Consider the following 16,793-nt stretch of genomic DNA (forward strand, 5'->3'; position numbering starts at 1 on the left):
GTATAAAAAGGGGATTTGTATGAACTACGGACATCAAGAGTTTCAGAATATATTAGATTTACAACAATATTCATGGCTAGTACGAAGGCAATTCAATTGGAAAGGGCATGAAGAATATTCAATTGAAGTAAAGGGACTCGATGGCTGTATAGGTTATGGAGATACATATAAAGAAGCTAAAGAAGACTTAGCAATAGCCGTTCAGCTCTGGTTAAAGAAACAAGGTCTTACTGAAATTCCGAAGATAAAGGGTAGACATCGACCATTACTCATGATTGAACCTGCGATGTCTAAAGGTGAGTTTGAACAAGTGAATATTGTTATAAAAGAATGGAATGAATAGGGTTGTTCGATTCTTTTCGTACATAGGATATAATTAGGCTGCCAAACATCTTTGGCAGCCTAATTATCTTTGTTATGAAAATACAATCGTTTTATTACCGAAAGTGATAATGCGATCTTCTTTATGCCAAGTAACCGCTCTTGCCAATGTCAATCGTTCAGCATTACGACCGACGATTTTAAGCTGATCAGCTGTATATTGATGATTTACACGTAAGACATCTTGTTCAATAATTGGACCTTCATCTAAATCATCCGTTACGTAATGTGCCGTTGCTCCTATAAGCTTTACCCCACGTTGAAAAGCTCTTTGATAAGGGTTTGCCCCAATAAAAGCAGGTAAAAAAGAATGGTGGATGTTAATAATTTTTTGCGGAAACTCACTTACAAAGCTTGGAGATAAAATTTGCATATACCTAGCAAGTGCGATAAAGTCAATATCATATTCCTTCAGTAATTGAATTTGTTTTTCTTCCGCTTCAGCCTTTGTTTCTTTAGTAACTGGAATATGGTAATACGGTATACCGTAAAATTCCACTGTTTCTTTTAGATCAGGATGGTTACTAATGACTAATGGAATATCCACTATTAATTCTCCTGACCGCCACTTCCATAATAATTCTAATAAGCAGTGATCTTCTTTTGAGACAAAAATAGCCATTTTTTTAATGCGCTTTTCACTTTCAAGTCGCCATTCAATAGAGAAGTCTTCAGCAATGGGTAAAAACTCGGACTGAATGCGCGGGAATGCTGTATCGAAATCGTTTAGATCAAACTCAATCCGCATATAAAACATTCCGCCTTCCGGGTCGGTTGTATACTGATCTGATTGAACAATATTAGCTCCTTGTTTATATAAGAAATTTGAAATAGCGGAAACAATACCTGGACGGTCTGGACATGATATTAATAATTTTGCGCGGTTTTCTAAATTTTTTTGCAACATATTCTTTTTTTCTCCCTTACTCAAAACATTTTAGTAAAAGGTTACCACGTTTCTATATAAAAAGAAAAGAGTAAAACCATGGGTGTCTGAATATTAAAAGACGTATAATTTAAATTATTAGTAATCAACAACTAACAAATGATCCACATTTTAAATATAATGTAGTATAGAGAATGTAAGGGGGCATGCTTATGAGGGATTGTCGTGTAGAAAAAGCAATAATAAATGAAGTTGATCAAATAACAGTCATCATGTCCTCCACAATTGAACTATCGCATGATTTTTTTAAATTACGAACAGGAAAAAAAGAAATACCGATCGTCAACGTTAAAGAACAGTCGAATAGGCAATATATGTTACAGTTACTAGATCCAGTTGAATTTGGCAAAGAATACACATTAGATACTAAACTTGGTGATAGTCTACTAGTGGAAGTTGGTAGCGTCGTTCGAACTAATGCGTTTGATGACCTGTTTTACTATGAAGATAATGATTTAGGGGCTACTTATTCACAGTCAAGTACAACTTTTAAAGTTTGGGCACCAACAGCTACAGAAGTAAGATTAATCGTTTTTAATGAATGGCAAGAGGAAAAAGGAATAGAAATTCCAATGGTTCGAAAACAAAAGGGTGTTTGGAAATTATCATTACCAGGTGACCAAAATGGATTATTTTATTTATATAAAGTGTGTGTAAATGGAATATGGAATGAAGCTGTCGATCCATACGCGAAAGCACTAACCATTAATGGTCTAAAAGGAATGGTTATTGATTTGTCAAAAACGAACCCAGTCGATTGGCCAAGAAAATTGCCGTTCCATAAACGAAATGAAACTATTATTTATGAAGCTCATATAAGAGATTTTACGATAGCGAGGACAAGTGGAATTGATAAGAAAGGCAAATATATAGGGTGGACTGAAGAACATACAACAGGAAGTAATGGAACAGTAACGGGGTTAGATTATATTAAACAACTAGGAATAACACATGTTCAATTATTACCAATTAACGATTTTGGGAGTATCGACGAAGAAAAGCAAGATAGCTACAACTGGGGATACGATCCTACGCATTTCTTTGTACCAGAAGGAAGCTACTCTATTTATCCAGAAGATCCTTATGCACGGATCATAGAAGTGAAAAATTTAATTTCAACATTGCACCAACATCAACTTCGAGTGATTTTGGATGTTGTATACAATCATATATATATTTGGCAAGTTAGCGATTTTGAAAAGATTGTTCCAGGCTATTTTTTTAGATATGACGAGAAAGACCAAATTTCCAATGGTACAGGGGTAGGCAATGATATTGCTTCAGAACGAAAAATGGTCCAAAAGTTTATTTTAGATTGTGTTACGTATTGGGCACAAGAGTACTATGTTGATGGATTTAGATTTGATTTAATGGGAATTTTAGATTTGGAAACGATGAAAAAAATAGCAGACCGTTTATATGAAATCAATCCATCGATTGTGTTACTTGGCGAGGGATGGAATTTACCAACCGCATACCCCGCTGAAAAAAGAGCAGTGCTCGAACAAGCTAAAATGCTACCAAATATAAGCTTCTTTAATGATCGTTTTCGGGACCGCTTGAAAGGGAGTAGCTTTAACCATTTAGATAAAGGGTTTATCAATGGGAACGCCGAACAAACCGAATCTACAAAAGAAGTTATTTCAGGGACGATGGGAATGTTTCATCCGCATGATCAACTTTTTTCTAATCCACAACAATCGATAAATTATATAGAATGTCATGATAACCATACTTTATGGGATAAACTTACTCTTTCCAATGGTGGAGACCCAGAAGCATTTCGTTATAAAATGCATCGTTTAGGAACATCGATCGTTTTAACTGCTCAAGGTATTCCATTTATCCACGCAGGACAAGAATTTTTTCGGACGAAATATGGAGTAGAAAATAGTTATAACGCTCCTGATTCGATTAATGCCTTTGATTGGGATCGTAAAGCGAAGTTTATAGACAATGTCGAATATATTAAAGGCTTAAATTCTATTCGGAAAAAACATCCCGCTTTTCGGTTGAACTCGATGGAACAAGTGGAAAAACATATGAAACCTTTTCATACACCGCCTCATGTCATCGGGTATATGTTAGACAACTTATCTGGAATAGATGAATGGAATAGGATTGCTGTAATTCATAATGGGAGTTGGTCAACTATCGAACTCAACTTACCTTATAAAGGTGAGTGGTTTGTAATCGTTGACGATGAGAGGGCAGATTTGATACCATTGTATTCTGAAAAAGAAACATCTATAAAAATTCTTCCAATCAGTACAAAAGTATTATTTCAGGTGTAAAGCAGAGTCAAGTATAGCGGCTCTGCTTCATGATTCTGTATAATTAATATTGTGTATAATTATTTTAAACATCACTCGGTCCTTTTGAAATTGAAGAAGTCAATATTGGAACCTGGCTAGTAGGAACGACCTGATTACTCAACTATCCACGATTGAAGAATGGGGAAATAGTTGCGTGAAGTTTTACTTTATACATAGGCTAACTAACAAAATTGAGTTATACTGTAAATAATAAAATGGTGGAAAAACATATTAAATCAAAATTGAGGGTGAAATGGTTGGGAATTTTTTTAGGAGACGACTGGCATGTAACACCTGCCGGCGGAGCAACAGGAGAAGCGTATATTGCACAGCAGGGTGACCAGAAGCTTTTTTTAAAGCGAAATTCGTCTCCATTTTTAGCCGTTTTATCTGCAGAAGGCATTGTTCCAAAATTGCTTTGGACGAAACGATTAGAAAGTGGGGATGTCATTACTGCACAGCGATGGGTAAATGGGCGAGAACTGAAATCGTACGAAATGAATGGTACGAATGTAGCTCAATTATTAGGGAAAATTCATCGTTCAAGTGAATTGTTAGATATGTTCAAACGTATTGGTAATTCGCCATTAACTCCAAACATCATAATAGAAAATCTGCAAAAGAAATTATCTTCTCTTCAGTCATATGATGAGGTATTAGAGCATGGTTTGATTTATTTATTTAAGAAAAAAGATAAAGTGGACCACCCTAAATTCGTCGTATGTCATAACGATGTGAACCATAATAATTGGATACTAAGTGAAAGTGGAGAGTTATATTTAATTGATTGGGACGGAGCAACAGTTGCAGACCCAGCCCTCGACTTAGGTTTGTTATTGTATTTGTATATTCCAGAACTACAATGGGACAGTTGGCTCAATCAGTACGGCATTACGCTATCCAATGATTTGCAATTACGAATGCATTGGTATGTTGTGTCTCAAACCATTTTTATTATTCTTTGGCATATGCAAAGAAATGAACAAAATGAAGTCGATCGTTGGGTAAAGTATCTTGTCGAACTCCTTAAAGACAATACATTATGAGTAATGTCGATATAAGAAGAAGGTCACCCAACAATGGCAAATCATGAGAAATTCCCCAGGAAATATGGGGAATTTTTTTAGGGTTTTTGTCGGTATTATGTTAGCGATGTTTGATCAAGAAGTTGAAGCCATTGATTTACATCTTGATTTTCAAAAGGTTGGTGGTTATTTACATTTAATTGTTGGATGTGTTGAAGTGCTTGTAGTAAGTTAGGATCGTTTTGACTTTCGGCAATTAAAGACTCGGTTAGTCGATTAATTTGATCATATTCATCTTTCGTCATATATTGCTCTGTGGATTGGTTTTTTAAAATATCAGTAAGGAGACCGAGTTTATCGTAACTGTTCATGGGCATAGAGGTTACTTCCTTTCAGCATAATATCTACAATGATTGTAGTATTAGAATGCGTCACGGTTATACTATCTATCCGTTAAATTTCTCGGCCTTTTCGTTGATCATAATCAATCGTTACTGCTTCACTTCCTGTCATGACGAGATGCAGCTCTTCAAGCCATCGTTGTATGTTTAAGTCATGTAAGTTAATATGTTCGCCTATATTATGGCTTTCTTTAGCGGTCTTACAATATACATTTATTTCTTGAAGGGTACCTTTGAAATTGGGGTCAATTTCTTTTTTTATAACATTAGAAATTTCTTCCTGTAACTTTTCGAAATGTGAATAAGAGCTTGTTCCTTTTTTGAGTTGACTTTGTAAAATCTCAATCATAGGCGTTGTGTCGACAAGTTTATAGTTTTTCACTTTACTTCCTCCTTTTAATAGGACTAACGTGTATTACTCTCATACCCTTATGAATAAAATGATAAACTCCTTTTAATAGGACTAACGTGTATTACTCTCATACCCTTATGAATAAAATGATAAACTTTTCTGCAACGTTTCAATCGCAACTATACAATAGTAGGGAAAAAACATATAATTAAAAATTGAAAGTTGAACATTTTTCAGTTACCACGTTATAAAATAAAAGGAGTACATTAACGGATGTTTCGTTATGAAAAAGGCATTTAAAAACGAAATCCTTCTTACGGACGAGCAACAAACGAAAATTCATCAAACGATTGGTGTGTGCCGATTCTTGTACAACCGTTTTCTTGCCTACAACGGTGACCATTACGAACAGTACAAACAAGGAAGCAAGAGTATGGTTATGTGAGTGGGATGGACTTCGATAAGTATGTAAATAATGATTTATCGAAACAAGAAGGATTTAAGTGGATTAAACAGGTAGGAAGTAAAGCAGGACGTTATTATGTATCCGTACTTTGTGAGGTAGAAGTTTCTACTAAAGAAGAACAACTCACACAAGAAGGTGTTGGCATTGACTTAGGTATCAAGACGCTTGCCGTTTGTAGTAACGATGCTACATTTCCTAACATCAACAAGACCGTACATGTTCGTAAGCTAGAGAAGAAATTAAGAAGAGAACAACGTTCTCTTTCTCGAAAGTATGAGTTTTTTTAAAAAGAGACAAAAACGAAAGGTGGTGAACCTGCTACGAAACGTACCAACCTACAGAAAAATCTCCTTCGAGTGCAACGATTTCATCAACGCCTGGCAAATATTGGTCAAGAGTACGTCAAATCAGTCGTTAATCAGGTGGTCAAAACCAAGCCATTTTTTATCACGATTGAGTATTTGAACATCAAAGGTATGATGAAAAACAAACACTTATCGAAAGCCATTGCCAAGCAATGCTTTTACGAGTTTACCAAGTGGCTTGAAGCGAAATGTCGTGAAAATGGGATTGAGTTACGACAGGTGGGGCGATTCTATCCTTCCAGTAAGACATGTAGCCAATGTGGTCAGGTCAAGAAAGATTTACGCTTAAAAGACCGAGTGTTTATATGTTCCTGTGGTCATAGGACAGATCGGGATAAAAACGCTTCACTCAATTTGGTACAAGCGAAGGAATATACAGTACTTACCTAAAGAGTTTGTATATATGTACGGGGGGCTACCTCGGAATTTACGCCTGTGGAGAGCTATACCTACGAAAGTAGTTAACTACTTCAAGCGTAGGGTGAAATCGGGTTCGCGGAAGCAGGAATTGTCTAAATGTATATGGTTGTATACGTTTTTAGTAGCAGTGACATAATGCGTTTACGAAATAAACCATGGGCACATGATGAAATAAATAAAGAACCAACAATTGTGATAGCTAATCCAGAACAACAAAAAGGAAATTGGAACAATATCTTTGGTAACAATAACCCCATTCACATTGAAGTTGGAACTGGTAAAGGTCAGTTTTTAACGAAAATGGGACAAGCTCATCCTCATATTAATTATATTGGAGTGGAAAAATATACGAGTGTTATCATAACGGCGATGGAACGAGTCCGGGATGATAACATTTCAAATGTAAAGTTCCTAAATAAGGATGTAATGAACTTAGTGGATTATTTTGAAAAAGGAGAACTAGATCAGGTATTTATTAATTTTACTGATCCGTGGCCAAAAGCAAGGCATGAAAAGAGAAGACTCACGCATGAGGGCTTTTTAAAACTTTATGAATCCTTACTTAAACCTCATGGTGAAATTCATTTTAAAACCGATAACCAAGATTTATTTGAGTACTCACTTCATAGCTTTTCAAAGTATGGGATGATTCTTAATAATGTAAGTTTAGACTTGCATAAAAGTAATATGGTTGCAAATATCATGACAGAGTATGAAGAGAAGTTCTCAGCAAAGGGCATGCGAATATATAGATGTGAAGCAGTATATCGATAAGCAATATCAGGCTGTATCTTGTAGAAATGGAATGTTTCTATAGGATACAGTATTTTTTTTGGGTAAATTAGATCGATTTGTAAGGTGAAGAGTTGTACCGAGTGCATTGACAATGTTAATCCAGAGATATTTATGTGGATATTTAGCAATGGGTGAATAAAAAGTCTGTTCCGCAAACGAAAGATGAGTCAAAGAGCGTGAAAGAGCTTTTAAAAGATAAGAAAAATTAATTTGAGAAGGTATGATATTATGCGAAGTTTTCCTTAACATCATACCTTTTTTGTGTGAGTTAAATTAAATTCAAACCTGATAGAGGCATGAAGGAGTGGTTAATCTAACAAAGATAACGTGAACTTCGATTGAAAAAAGACATAGATGTGAACGTTTTTGATCGAAAGTAATTGAAGTTGATCGAAAGTGATTGATTCTGAAAGCGTTTCATTTTATAATAAACATATCAGCAACTAGGAGGTAGGTGCCAAAATGCTAACTGCAGAGCGACATCAACTTATTCTTTCTCTTTTACATGATAAAGAAATCGTTAAGTTACAAGAGTTTGTAGAGGCTACAAACGCTTCTGATTCTACAATTCGTAGGGATTTAACAGATTTAGAGAAAGCGAATAAGCTCAAAAGAGTCCATGGTGGGGCGTCACTCATTAAGAAACGATTAATTGAACCCACTATAGCTGAAAAAACAGTCAAAAACAATCAAGAAAAAGTGAGTATTGCAAAATTTGCTTCACAATTTATTGATAAAGGTGATTCTATTTATCTAGATGCGGGAACGACTGTAACCGAAATGATCCCGTTCATAAAAGATAAGGAAATTGTCGTCGTTACGAATGCGATTAACAATATAAATACATTAATTGAGCATGGTATTGAGACTCACGTCATTGGAGGGCTTGTAAAATCCGCAACAAAAGCTTTTGTTGGTAGAGCAGCTATTCAAGGGATCGAAACATTTCGCTTTGATAAAGTGTTTCTCGGTGCGAATGGTATTCATCCTGAATATGGAATTACAACCCCTGATACCCAAGAAGCGTTTGTAAAAGAATGTGCCCTCAGCAGAGCTCAGCAAGCATTTTTACTTGTCGATCATACGAAGTTTGGGGAAATTTCTTTTGCAAAAATTGCAGACATCGATGAAGTTACAATCATAACAAGTTCAGCGGTGGATCAAGAAGTGATAAAGGCGTATAAGAAGAAGACAGATATTAAGGTGGTAGACCGATGATTTATACTGTGACATTAAATCCTTCAATAGACTTCATAGTAAAAGTAGAAAATTTTCAACTCGGTGAATTAAACCGCAGTGCTGAAGAGATGAAACAACCAGGTGGGAAGGGCATTAATGTTTCAAGAGTACTTTCTAGGTTAGGGAAACGATCTGTAGCAACGGGATTTATTGGCGGCTTTACAGGAGATTATATTGAAAAAAGTTTAAAACAAGAAGACATCACTTCGCGTTTCGTTCATGTCAAGGAAGACACGCGCATTAACATTAAGCTTAAGACGGAAAAGGAAACAGAGATCAACGGACTGGGTCCTAACGTTTCAGAAGATCAGTTAAACCAATTAAAGCAAATTATTAGCGAACTCCAAGCAAATGATTATCTCGTTTTAGCAGGAAGTGTTCCGAAAACATTAACGAGCGACATTTACGTACAGTTAATGGAAATCGGCGAACAGCGAGGAGCAAAGATTGTCATTGATACGAGTGGAGAGCCATTTGTACAAGCGGTCGAAAAAAACCCGTTTTTAATCAAGCCGAATCATCATGAATTAGGCGAGCTCTTTTCTACGGAAATTAACACGATTGATGAAGCTATTCCGTTAGCTCAACAGCTGCTAGATAAAAGAGTAGAGAATATCATCGTATCGTTTGCTGCAAAAGGTGCTTTATTTATGAATAAAGACCATTGTGTTCACGGAAGCGTTCCAAAAGGTGAAGTCGTCAATTCAGTTGGGGCAGGAGACACGGTTGTTGCTACGTTTCTAGCATATTTAGAAGATACTAATGATAGATTAAAAGCTTTTCAATATGCCATAGCTGCGGGAAGTGCAACGGCATTTTCTAAAGGTTTCTGTACGCAAGAGCTTATTGAAAAGTTAGTAAAAGAAGTAGAGTTGACACCAAAGAAGAGAGGATGAGACTTATGAGAATATCTCAACTATTAAAAAAAGATACAATGCTATTAAACTTGAAAAGCACAACGAAAGCTCAAGTTATAGATGAATTAGTTGATCAATTAGATCGAGCTGGTCGCTTGAACGATAAAGAGGGTTATAAAAAGGCAATCCTTGCTCGTGAAGAACAAAGTACAACGGGAATTGGCGAAGGTATTGCTATTCCACATGCGAAAACTGCAGCCGTTAAAACACCTGCTATTGCTTTCGGACGCTCACAAAACGGCGTAGATTATGAAGCATTAGATGGACAGCCTAGTCACCTTTTCTTTATGATCGCAGCTAGTGAAGGGGCGAACAATGAGCATTTAGAGACGTTGTCCCGTCTAGCAACCTATTTAATGGATACAAACTTCCGTAATGCTATACTAGAAGCGCGTACAGAAGAAGAAGTATTACAAGCGATTGATGCGAAAGAAGCAAGTGAAGAAGAGAGCAATGAAGAGAAAAGCAACCAAGAAGATGCAGAACCTACTAAAAGTGAAAAGTTTGTTTTAGCTGTTACGGGTTGTCCAACAGGAATTGCTCATACGTATATGGCAGCAGATGCACTAAAAGAAAAAGCGAAAGAACTAGGTGTGCAAATTAAAGTTGAAACGAATGGTTCTGGAGGAGTTAAAAATCGTTTAACTACAGATGAAATTGCTAAAGCAGATGCGATTATTGTTGCTGCAGATACGAAAGTGGAAATGGTACGATTTGCAGGAAAGAAAGTGATTGAAGTACCAGTAACTGACGGTATCCGCAAACCAAAAGAATTAATTGAAAAAGCCGTTTCTGGTAATGTTGCTGTTTATCAGTCTACAGGTGGATCTCAACAAGAAGGTTCATCAGAAAAAGGAAGTAAAGGTGGTTTTTATAAACACTTAATGAATGGTGTTTCGAATATGCTTCCGTTCGTCATTGGTGGAGGTATCTTGATTGCTTTATCATTTATTTTTGGGATTGAAGCATCGGATCCAAACCATCCGAGTTATCATCCACTGGCTGAGATGTTAATGACCATTGGTGGCGGAAATGCATTCGGGTTAATGATCCCAGTCTTAGCTGCGTTTATTGCGATGAGTATTGCAGATCGTCCTGGATTTGCTGCTGGTATGGTCGGTGGTTTAATTGCTGCTACAGGCGGCGGCGGTTTCTTAGGTGGTTTGATTGCAGGTTTCCTCGCAGGTTACTTAGTTGTATTAATTAAGTGGGGACTCAGAAACTTGCCTCGTTCGCTTGAAGGAATTAAAACGATATTACTTTACCCTGTTTTAAGTATTTTGTTTACTGGTATGGTTATGTTATCGATTGTAGGACCGTTAAGTGCGTTTAATACAGGTTTAGAAAACTGGCTTGGTGGTATGGGTACTACGAATATAATTTTATTAGGTATTATTCTTGGTGGAATGATGGCTATTGATATGGGAGGACCGATTAATAAAGCTGCATTTACGTTCGGTATTGCGATGATTGATGCAGGTAACTTCGGACCGCATGCTGCAGTAATGGCAGGTGGTATGGTTCCACCATTAGGTATTGCTTTAGCAACGACTTTCTTTAAAAAGAAATTTACAAAACAAGAACGTGAAGCTGGTAAAACGAACTACATTATGGGTGCTTCATTTATTACTGAAGGAGCGATCCCATTTGCAGCGGCAGACCCAGGACGTGTGATCCCGTCAGTTGTTGCAGGATCAGCTGTAGCTGGTGCGTTAACAATGATGTTCGGTATTGGCTTACCTGCTCCTCACGGTGGAGCTTTCGTTATCGCTCTTGTTAGTGGAAATCCATTGATGTATCTTTTAGCGATTGTAATCGGAGCGATCGTAACCGCGATCATGCTTGGAATATTAAAAAAAACTGTTAAATAAAAAACTAAGAGGCTGCTGGTTGCAGCCTCTTTTGTGTGGTGTGGTGCCAAGAACCACTACGTAATTTAATTATTGTGTAACATCTAAGATCGTTCCTGTTTTAGCGTCGACAATAAAGTCGTATTGTAGATGTTCATCATTTTCTGTTGAGGTCGTTAACCCCCCACGATAAACCGTGTATTCTAACTGATTTTTGTTCCAGCTTTCGGGTACCATATGAATCCAAGACCCAGTCACATTGAAAGAATGAGATAATTTATCTTTTACTTGCTTTAAAGCTCTTTCGGGTGAAATAAGCTCTTTTCCAAGCTTAGAACTTAACAAAAGTCCAGCGACCAATCCAACACCTATTCCAACAGCAAAGCGTTTCATTCCCAATTTGATCCCACCTTCATATTTAGTTATTACTTAGAGTATACTTAATTCTTATAAGAATTCCAAATGGTGTTGCAGACATTTTCATTCGTTGGTGCCCTGCGTTTCTACTGGAAAAACCGAAGAGCTTTAGGTAAAATAAGCGTGTACATAATTTTTTCGGAACTCGAAAGGAGTCTATTCCATGAATAATGAAACATTAGCTCTTTTTAAAACGTTAACAGAATTACCTGGTGCTCCTGGATTTGAACATGAAGTTCGTCGTTTTGTTCGCTCTGAACTTGAAAGATATTCTGACGAAGTGATCCAAGATAAACTAGGAAGTATTTTTGGAGTAAAAAAAGGAAACGAGAACGGACCCAAAGTAATGGTTGCTGGACATATGGATGAAGTTGGATTCATGGTAACATCAGTCAATGAAAAAGGCCTAATCCGTTTTCAAACATTAGGTGGCTGGTGGAACCAAGTGCTACTAGCTCAACGCGTACAGATCATTACAGATCAGGGACCAGTCATTGGTGTTGTGGGTTCAACACCGCCCCACTTATTAGAAGATGCTCAACGTAATAAACCGATGAATATTAAAGAGATGTATATCGATATCGGTGCAGATGATAAAGCAGATGCATTGAAGATTGGTATTAAACCAGGACAACAAATCGTTCCTATTTGCCCATTTACGCCAATGGCAAATGAAAAGAAAATTTTAGCTAAAGCTTGGGATAATCGCTATGGCGTTGGCTTGTCGATTGAACTTCTAAAAGAATTACAAGGAGAACAACTACCGAACACACTTTATTCTGGAGCTACGGTTCAAGAAGAAGTTGGCCTTCGAGGGGCAGCTACTGCAGCTAATATGATTCAACCTGATATTTTTTATGCTTTAGATGCAAGTCCTGCTAACGATGCAACGGGTGGAAAAGATGCCTTCGGACAACTGGGAAAAGGAGCGCTTCTTCGTATTTATGATCGAACGATGGTTACACACCGTGGCGTTCGAGATTTTGTATTAGATATCGCAGAGACTAATAATATTCCTTATCAATATTTCCTGTCACAAGGTGGAACGGATGCAGGACGTGTTCATACGAGTAATAACGGTGTCCCTTCGATTGTTGTTGGTATTTGCTCTCGCTATATCCATACACATGCTTCAATCGTCCATGTTGATGATTATGCAGCAGCAAAAGAATTATTAACAAAGTTAGTAAAAACAACCGATAATAATGCCCTAGAGCAAATTTTGAAAAATAGCTAATAACGGTGAGGTAGTGCTATCTTTTGCACTGCCTTTTTTTCTTGAAAAGGATTTTATAAATGTATTTTATCCCGCAACAACTGGCAGTAACTTGAAAACAAAAGATGAGAATTGAAACTAAAACAGAATACAACTTTAAATGAGGTGATGATGATGGAAGTTTATGCGGTAGGATCAACAAATCCTGCAAAAATAAATGCAGTACGTGCTGTTATTATCGGAGAAACACAACGCGTTATTGGAATGGAGGTTAGTTCTGACGTATCCGCACAGCCTTTTTCCGACGAGGAAACAATGGAAGGATCTCTAGCTCGTGCGAAAGGTTGTCTTGTCAATGAGAATGTTACTATAGGTATTGGATTAGAAGGTGGCGTGATTGAGACGAAAGCGGGGTTAATGTTGTGTAATTGGGGAGCATTAATGGACCGTAACGGAGAAACAATCGTTACCAGTGGAGCAAAACTCGTCTTACCAAAGTTAATAGCGCAACAAGTAAGATCAGGTAGAGAATTAGGTGATGTGATTGATCAGTTTGCAAAAGAAAGCAATGTACGTCAAAAGGGTGGCACGGTTGGCGTTCTAACAAATGGTTTGGTTAGTAGAAGTGAAATGTTTGAGCACATCGTACGGTTACTAGTTGGTCAATATCAATTTAGAAAACGTTGATAAGCATTAAGGCCTCAACTAACCATCAGTCGGGGAAAACCTTCCTGATGGAGTTTCACTTATGTAGGGAAACATGCCTAGTATATTGTCGAAATCATGGTGGACTTGTCAAAAAAAATCTTTCTAATGTATGATATTATAGAATTTATTCAATTTTGAAAGGGCGGTTACGAGTGAAGCCAGTATTTTCAGTTATAATAATAGTATCATTTTTCATTTTTATGACAGGTTGTCAAATCTCTGAAGAAGATGCAATAGAAGCAGCTAAAAATGTATTTTATGAAAGCTTTTCCACAAGCGAAGTCGTCGAAGCTAATTTTGCAGGCGAACAAGTAGATCTTTATTTACCACGAGGAATGGAAGTAACAGAAGAAATAGACTTTAATGTCCAACTCGAAAGAAATGAACAAATCTTTTTACTGTTTTTTATTCCCTTTGAACCGTGGGATAGTGAAGTTCATCTTTTGAGAGATCAAGAGTTTGAAAATAACGCTACTGTATTAGAAGTTGTTGAAGAAGGCGATAAACGTGGTTACTTAGTCATTACTCCTGCTGAAGATGGGCAATATAAAGTTATTGTCGGAATAGGTGGAGCGAAGATTACGACTATTTCAACAGTAGCTAACTTAGCAGAAAGTACAGAAATGATGGCAGGAATTTTACATACTGTGCAGTATAAAGAATAAGTTTTGATCACGATTGGAAGAGAAGGAAACGTTAGGAGGAAATATATTGGGATTTCTAAAGAGAAAAGGAATTGACCTATCTTGGAGAACCTATGTAATCACTGCTTTGAGTTTTATGGCACTCGGGTTATTCTCCTCCTTAATTATCGGTCTGATTATTCGAACCGTTGGTGAGCAACTTGCACGATTTCAGCAGATAGCACTTTTTTCAGAATTTTTAACCGATATGGGCGCTTTAGCGATGGGCTTAATGGGACCAGCTATTGGAGTTGCGGTTGCATATGGATTAAAAGCGCCGCGCCTTGTATTATTTGCTGCTGTAGTTAGTGGCGCAGCTGGGGCTCAGCTTGGTGGACCTGCTGGTGCTTTTATTAGTGCTTTGCTTTCTACTGAAATTGGAAAGCTTGTTTCTAAAGAAACGAAGGTAGATATTATTGTGACGCCTTTTGTTACAATTGCAGTCGGTTTTTTTGTCGCTAATTTTATCGGTCCAGCTATTCAATCAGGAATGACTCAATTTGGTAGTATTGTCATGTGGGCAACAGAACAACAACCGTTTTTAATGGGAATATTAGTAGCGACTTTAATGGGACTAGCTTTAACAGCACCCATATCTAGTGCGGCCATTGCGATTATGCTTGAACTCGAAGGAATAGCGGCTGGTGCAGCCACCGTTGGATGCGCAGCTCAAATGGTTGGTTTTGCAGTTAGTAGTTATCGTGAAAATGGAGTATCGGGACTTATGGCTTTAGGAATTGGAACGTCAATGCTGCAAGTGCCAAACATTGTGAAAAATCCACTCATTCTAGTTCCACCAACTGTTGCAGGAATTATACTTGCTCCATTTGCAACAGTTGTGTTTCAAATGGTAAATAATCCAGCTGGAGCGGGAATGGGGACCAGTGGCTTTGTTGGACAAATTATGACATTTACAGCAATGGGATTTTCTTGGAATGTATTTTTTATCATTTTATTTCTTCATATTTTAGGTCCTGCTATCATTAGTTTAGCGATATCGGAGTGGTTGAGGAAAAAGAACCTGATTAAACTTGGAGATATGAAGATTGAACAATAAGGAGGAATTACAATGAAAGATCTACAGTCGATGGAAATGTTTAAAAGTGAAATCCAATCAGGAACTACAGTCATCATGTTTTCTGCGGACTGGTGTCCAGATTGTAGGGTCATCGAACCGTTTTTGCCTGAAGTGGAAGCAAAGTTCTCGCAAATAGATTTTATCTATGCCAACCGCGACCAGTTTATTGATCTTTGCGCTGAACTGAACGTATTTGGAATACCGAGTTTTATCGCTTATCATCATGGTCAAGAAGTGCATCGGTTAGTAAGTAAAGATCGAAAAACTCAGGAAGAAATTGAAAACTTTTTAACAGATGCGCTAAGTAAGTGCTAATAACCAAATCGTGTTATACTGTATACATGATATAAGTAAGGGGGACGTTTTATGGACCTTCATATGCTACGAGAAACTCTTGAAAAACGATTAGAACGACCAGAGTGGACGATTCAGTATGATAAAGAAGAAGATCGCCTTCGGATTGAAAATAAGAAAATCCGTAAAGGGGCTAATGTAGCATTAAAGCCACTGTTAACGAAGTATGAGAGAGTTAAGGATGATGCCATTGAAGAGGCTGTCCGTTATGTAGAAATTACGCTTACAGCGATGGAGCGAGATATTTCTTTAGATGGAAAAGATAAAGAAATTTATCCTGTCATTCGTGGAACTTCATTTCCGACAGAAACGAAAGATGGGAAGAAATTAGTCTTTGATGAGCATACGGCTGAAACACGAGTCTTTTATTCAGTCGATATGGGAAGCTATTATTCGCTTATTGACGAGGATATGTTAGAACGAAGTCAATATACTCATGAAGCTGTAAGAGAAGTAGCATTATTTAATGTGCGATCTTTAGCTCATCCTTTAAAAGAAGATCAAGTTGCTGAAAACACGTTCTATTTTTTAAATACGAATGACGGGTATGATGCTAGTCGTATATTAGATGAGTCATTATTAGAAAAGATGAGACAGCAAGCGAAAGGTACGCTAGCTGTGGCTGTCCCACATCAAGATGTTCTCATTTTTGCAGATATCATCAATGATACAGGGTATGACGTATTAGCTCAAATGGTGTTTCAGTTTTTTACCCAAGGTCGAAATCCAATTACAGCACTACCGTTTATTTATGAAAATGGAGAATTAGACCCCACTTTCATTCTTGCGCAGCGAAAGCCAAAGCATTAACAAGGTTGTAGAATTATGAAAAATATAATATCTTTACTACCACTAGAGATTTCTA

General features: G+C 37.2%; 17 protein-coding genes and 1 pseudogene. 14 read left to right on the forward strand and 4 right to left on the reverse strand.

Features of this window, described 5'->3' with window-relative positions; translation table 11 throughout:
- Positions 1 to 19: 19 nt before the first annotated feature.
- On the forward strand, positions 20 to 343 hold the full coding sequence (locus tag BK574_RS21930; RefSeq protein ID WP_075385942.1) for a type II toxin-antitoxin system HicB family antitoxin: 324 nt from the start codon (positions 20 to 22) through the stop codon (positions 341 to 343).
- A 72-nt stretch (positions 344 to 415) separates the two neighbouring features.
- Here the strand turns inward: BK574_RS21930 and purU are convergent, their stop codons facing one another.
- On the reverse strand, positions 416 to 1,288 hold the full coding sequence (gene purU, locus BK574_RS21935) for a formyltetrahydrofolate deformylase (protein WP_078430095.1): 873 nt from the start codon (positions 1,286 to 1,288) through the stop codon (positions 416 to 418).
- 191 nt (positions 1,289 to 1,479) lie between these two features.
- On the opposite strand from purU, the gene pulA reads away from it, so the two are divergent.
- The gene (pulA, locus tag BK574_RS21940; RefSeq protein WP_158211722.1) at positions 1,480 to 3,621 is read left to right on the forward strand and encodes a type I pullulanase; all 2,142 of its coding nucleotides are present in this window, start codon (positions 1,480 to 1,482) and stop codon (positions 3,619 to 3,621) included.
- A gap of 278 nt (positions 3,622 to 3,899) precedes the next feature.
- Positions 3,900 to 4,688: a phosphotransferase family protein gene (locus tag BK574_RS21945; protein WP_142248015.1), complete on the forward strand. Its 789-nt coding sequence runs from the start codon at positions 3,900 to 3,902 to the stop codon at positions 4,686 to 4,688.
- A gap of 95 nt (positions 4,689 to 4,783) precedes the next feature.
- Here BK574_RS21945 and BK574_RS21950 read toward each other — a convergent pair whose 3' ends face one another.
- Together BK574_RS21950 and BK574_RS21955 are read right to left on the reverse strand one after the other, a co-directional pair.
- Positions 4,784 to 5,044 carry a YtzH-like family protein gene (locus tag BK574_RS21950; RefSeq protein WP_142248016.1) on the reverse strand — a complete coding sequence of 87 codons (261 nt, stop codon included), beginning with the start codon at positions 5,042 to 5,044 and terminating at the stop codon, positions 4,784 to 4,786.
- A 76-nt stretch (positions 5,045 to 5,120) separates the two neighbouring features.
- A complete protein-coding gene (locus BK574_RS21955; RefSeq protein WP_078430098.1) occupies positions 5,121 to 5,450 on the reverse strand; it encodes a YtzH-like family protein in 330 nt (109 codons plus the stop codon).
- A gap of 253 nt (positions 5,451 to 5,703) precedes the next feature.
- On the opposite strand from BK574_RS21955, the pseudogene BK574_RS21960 reads away from it, so the two are divergent.
- The 5 genes and pseudogenes from BK574_RS21960 (at position 5,704) to BK574_RS21980 (ending at position 11,493) form a co-directional block, all read left to right on the forward strand.
- Positions 5,704 to 6,641, forward strand: a pseudogene (locus tag BK574_RS21960) (RNA-guided endonuclease InsQ/TnpB family protein).
- Between the two features lie 165 nt (positions 6,642 to 6,806).
- Positions 6,807 to 7,445 (forward strand): tRNA (guanosine(46)-N7)-methyltransferase TrmB, encoded by a 639-nt coding sequence (gene trmB / locus BK574_RS21965; RefSeq protein ID WP_078430948.1) that lies wholly within the window; start codon positions 6,807 to 6,809, stop codon positions 7,443 to 7,445.
- 483 nt (positions 7,446 to 7,928) lie between these two features.
- On the forward strand, positions 7,929 to 8,684 hold the full coding sequence (locus BK574_RS21970; RefSeq protein WP_078430099.1) for a DeoR/GlpR family DNA-binding transcription regulator: 756 nt from the start codon (positions 7,929 to 7,931) through the stop codon (positions 8,682 to 8,684).
- Positions 8,681 to 9,601, forward strand: coding sequence for a 1-phosphofructokinase (gene pfkB, locus BK574_RS21975; RefSeq protein ID WP_078430100.1), 921 nt, complete (start codon positions 8,681 to 8,683; stop codon positions 9,599 to 9,601). The genes BK574_RS21970 and pfkB overlap by 4 nt, the downstream gene beginning before the upstream one ends.
- Before the next feature lie 5 nt (positions 9,602 to 9,606).
- Positions 9,607 to 11,493 (forward strand): PTS fructose transporter subunit IIABC, encoded by a 1,887-nt coding sequence (locus tag BK574_RS21980; protein WP_078430101.1) that lies wholly within the window; start codon positions 9,607 to 9,609, stop codon positions 11,491 to 11,493.
- Between the two features lie 69 nt (positions 11,494 to 11,562).
- On the opposite strand, the gene BK574_RS21985 is transcribed toward BK574_RS21980, so the two are convergent.
- Positions 11,563 to 11,865, reverse strand: coding sequence for a PepSY domain-containing protein (locus BK574_RS21985; RefSeq protein ID WP_075386220.1), 303 nt, complete (start codon positions 11,863 to 11,865; stop codon positions 11,563 to 11,565).
- Positions 11,866 to 12,052: 187 nt separating this feature from the next.
- On the opposite strand from BK574_RS21985, the gene BK574_RS21990 reads away from it, so the two are divergent.
- The 6 genes from BK574_RS21990 to BK574_RS22015 all read left to right on the forward strand — a co-directional run bounded on the left by BK574_RS21990 (position 12,053) and on the right by BK574_RS22015 (position 16,738).
- Positions 12,053 to 13,126, forward strand: coding sequence for a M42 family metallopeptidase (locus tag BK574_RS21990; protein ID WP_078430102.1), 1,074 nt, complete (start codon positions 12,053 to 12,055; stop codon positions 13,124 to 13,126).
- A gap of 111 nt (positions 13,127 to 13,237) precedes the next feature.
- Complete coding sequence (locus BK574_RS21995) at positions 13,238 to 13,792, forward strand: DUF84 family protein (protein ID WP_338020613.1); 555 nt, start codon at positions 13,238 to 13,240, stop codon at positions 13,790 to 13,792.
- Between the two features lie 173 nt (positions 13,793 to 13,965).
- Positions 13,966 to 14,478 (forward strand): hypothetical protein, encoded by a 513-nt coding sequence (locus tag BK574_RS22000; protein WP_078430103.1) that lies wholly within the window; start codon positions 13,966 to 13,968, stop codon positions 14,476 to 14,478.
- A gap of 43 nt (positions 14,479 to 14,521) precedes the next feature.
- Complete coding sequence (locus tag BK574_RS22005) at positions 14,522 to 15,553, forward strand: PTS sugar transporter subunit IIC (protein WP_142248095.1); 1,032 nt, start codon at positions 14,522 to 14,524, stop codon at positions 15,551 to 15,553.
- A 12-nt stretch (positions 15,554 to 15,565) separates the two neighbouring features.
- Positions 15,566 to 15,889, forward strand: a complete 324-nt coding sequence (locus tag BK574_RS22010) for a thioredoxin family protein (protein ID WP_075385954.1) — start codon at positions 15,566 to 15,568, stop codon at positions 15,887 to 15,889.
- Positions 15,890 to 15,940: 51 nt separating this feature from the next.
- Complete coding sequence (locus BK574_RS22015) at positions 15,941 to 16,738, forward strand: DUF1444 domain-containing protein (protein ID WP_075385955.1); 798 nt, start codon at positions 15,941 to 15,943, stop codon at positions 16,736 to 16,738.
- The last annotated feature ends 55 nt before the right edge of the window (positions 16,739 to 16,793 follow it).

The organism is Alkalihalobacterium alkalinitrilicum (genome assembly GCF_002019605.1).
Lineage (GTDB): Bacteria > Bacillota > Bacilli > Bacillales > Bacillaceae_F > Alkalihalobacterium > Alkalihalobacterium alkalinitrilicum.

Bases quoted from the DNA above. Each gene is read 5' to 3' on its own strand.
- trmB (WP_078430948.1), top strand. From the start codon at position 6,807: ATGCGTTTACGAAATAAACCATGGGCACATGATGAAATAAATAAAGAA.
- BK574_RS21930 (WP_075385942.1), top strand. From the start codon at position 20: ATGAACTACGGACATCAAGAGTTTCAGAATATATTAGATTTACAACAA.
- BK574_RS21985 (WP_075386220.1), bottom strand. From the start codon at position 11,865: ATGAAACGCTTTGCTGTTGGAATAGGTGTTGGATTGGTCGCTGGACTT.
- pulA (WP_158211722.1), top strand. From the start codon at position 1,480: ATGAGGGATTGTCGTGTAGAAAAAGCAATAATAAATGAAGTTGATCAA.
- pfkB (WP_078430100.1), top strand. From the start codon at position 8,681: ATGATTTATACTGTGACATTAAATCCTTCAATAGACTTCATAGTAAAA.
- BK574_RS21950 (WP_142248016.1), bottom strand. From the start codon at position 5,044: ATGCCCATGAACAGTTACGATAAACTCGGTCTCCTTACTGATATTTTA.
- BK574_RS21970 (WP_078430099.1), top strand. From the start codon at position 7,929: ATGCTAACTGCAGAGCGACATCAACTTATTCTTTCTCTTTTACATGAT.
- BK574_RS21980 (WP_078430101.1), top strand. From the start codon at position 9,607: ATGAGAATATCTCAACTATTAAAAAAAGATACAATGCTATTAAACTTG.
- BK574_RS22010 (WP_075385954.1), top strand. From the start codon at position 15,566: ATGAAAGATCTACAGTCGATGGAAATGTTTAAAAGTGAAATCCAATCA.
- purU (WP_078430095.1), bottom strand. From the start codon at position 1,288: ATGTTGCAAAAAAATTTAGAAAACCGCGCAAAATTATTAATATCATGT.
- BK574_RS22015 (WP_075385955.1), top strand. From the start codon at position 15,941: ATGGACCTTCATATGCTACGAGAAACTCTTGAAAAACGATTAGAACGA.
- BK574_RS21990 (WP_078430102.1), top strand. From the start codon at position 12,053: ATGAATAATGAAACATTAGCTCTTTTTAAAACGTTAACAGAATTACCT.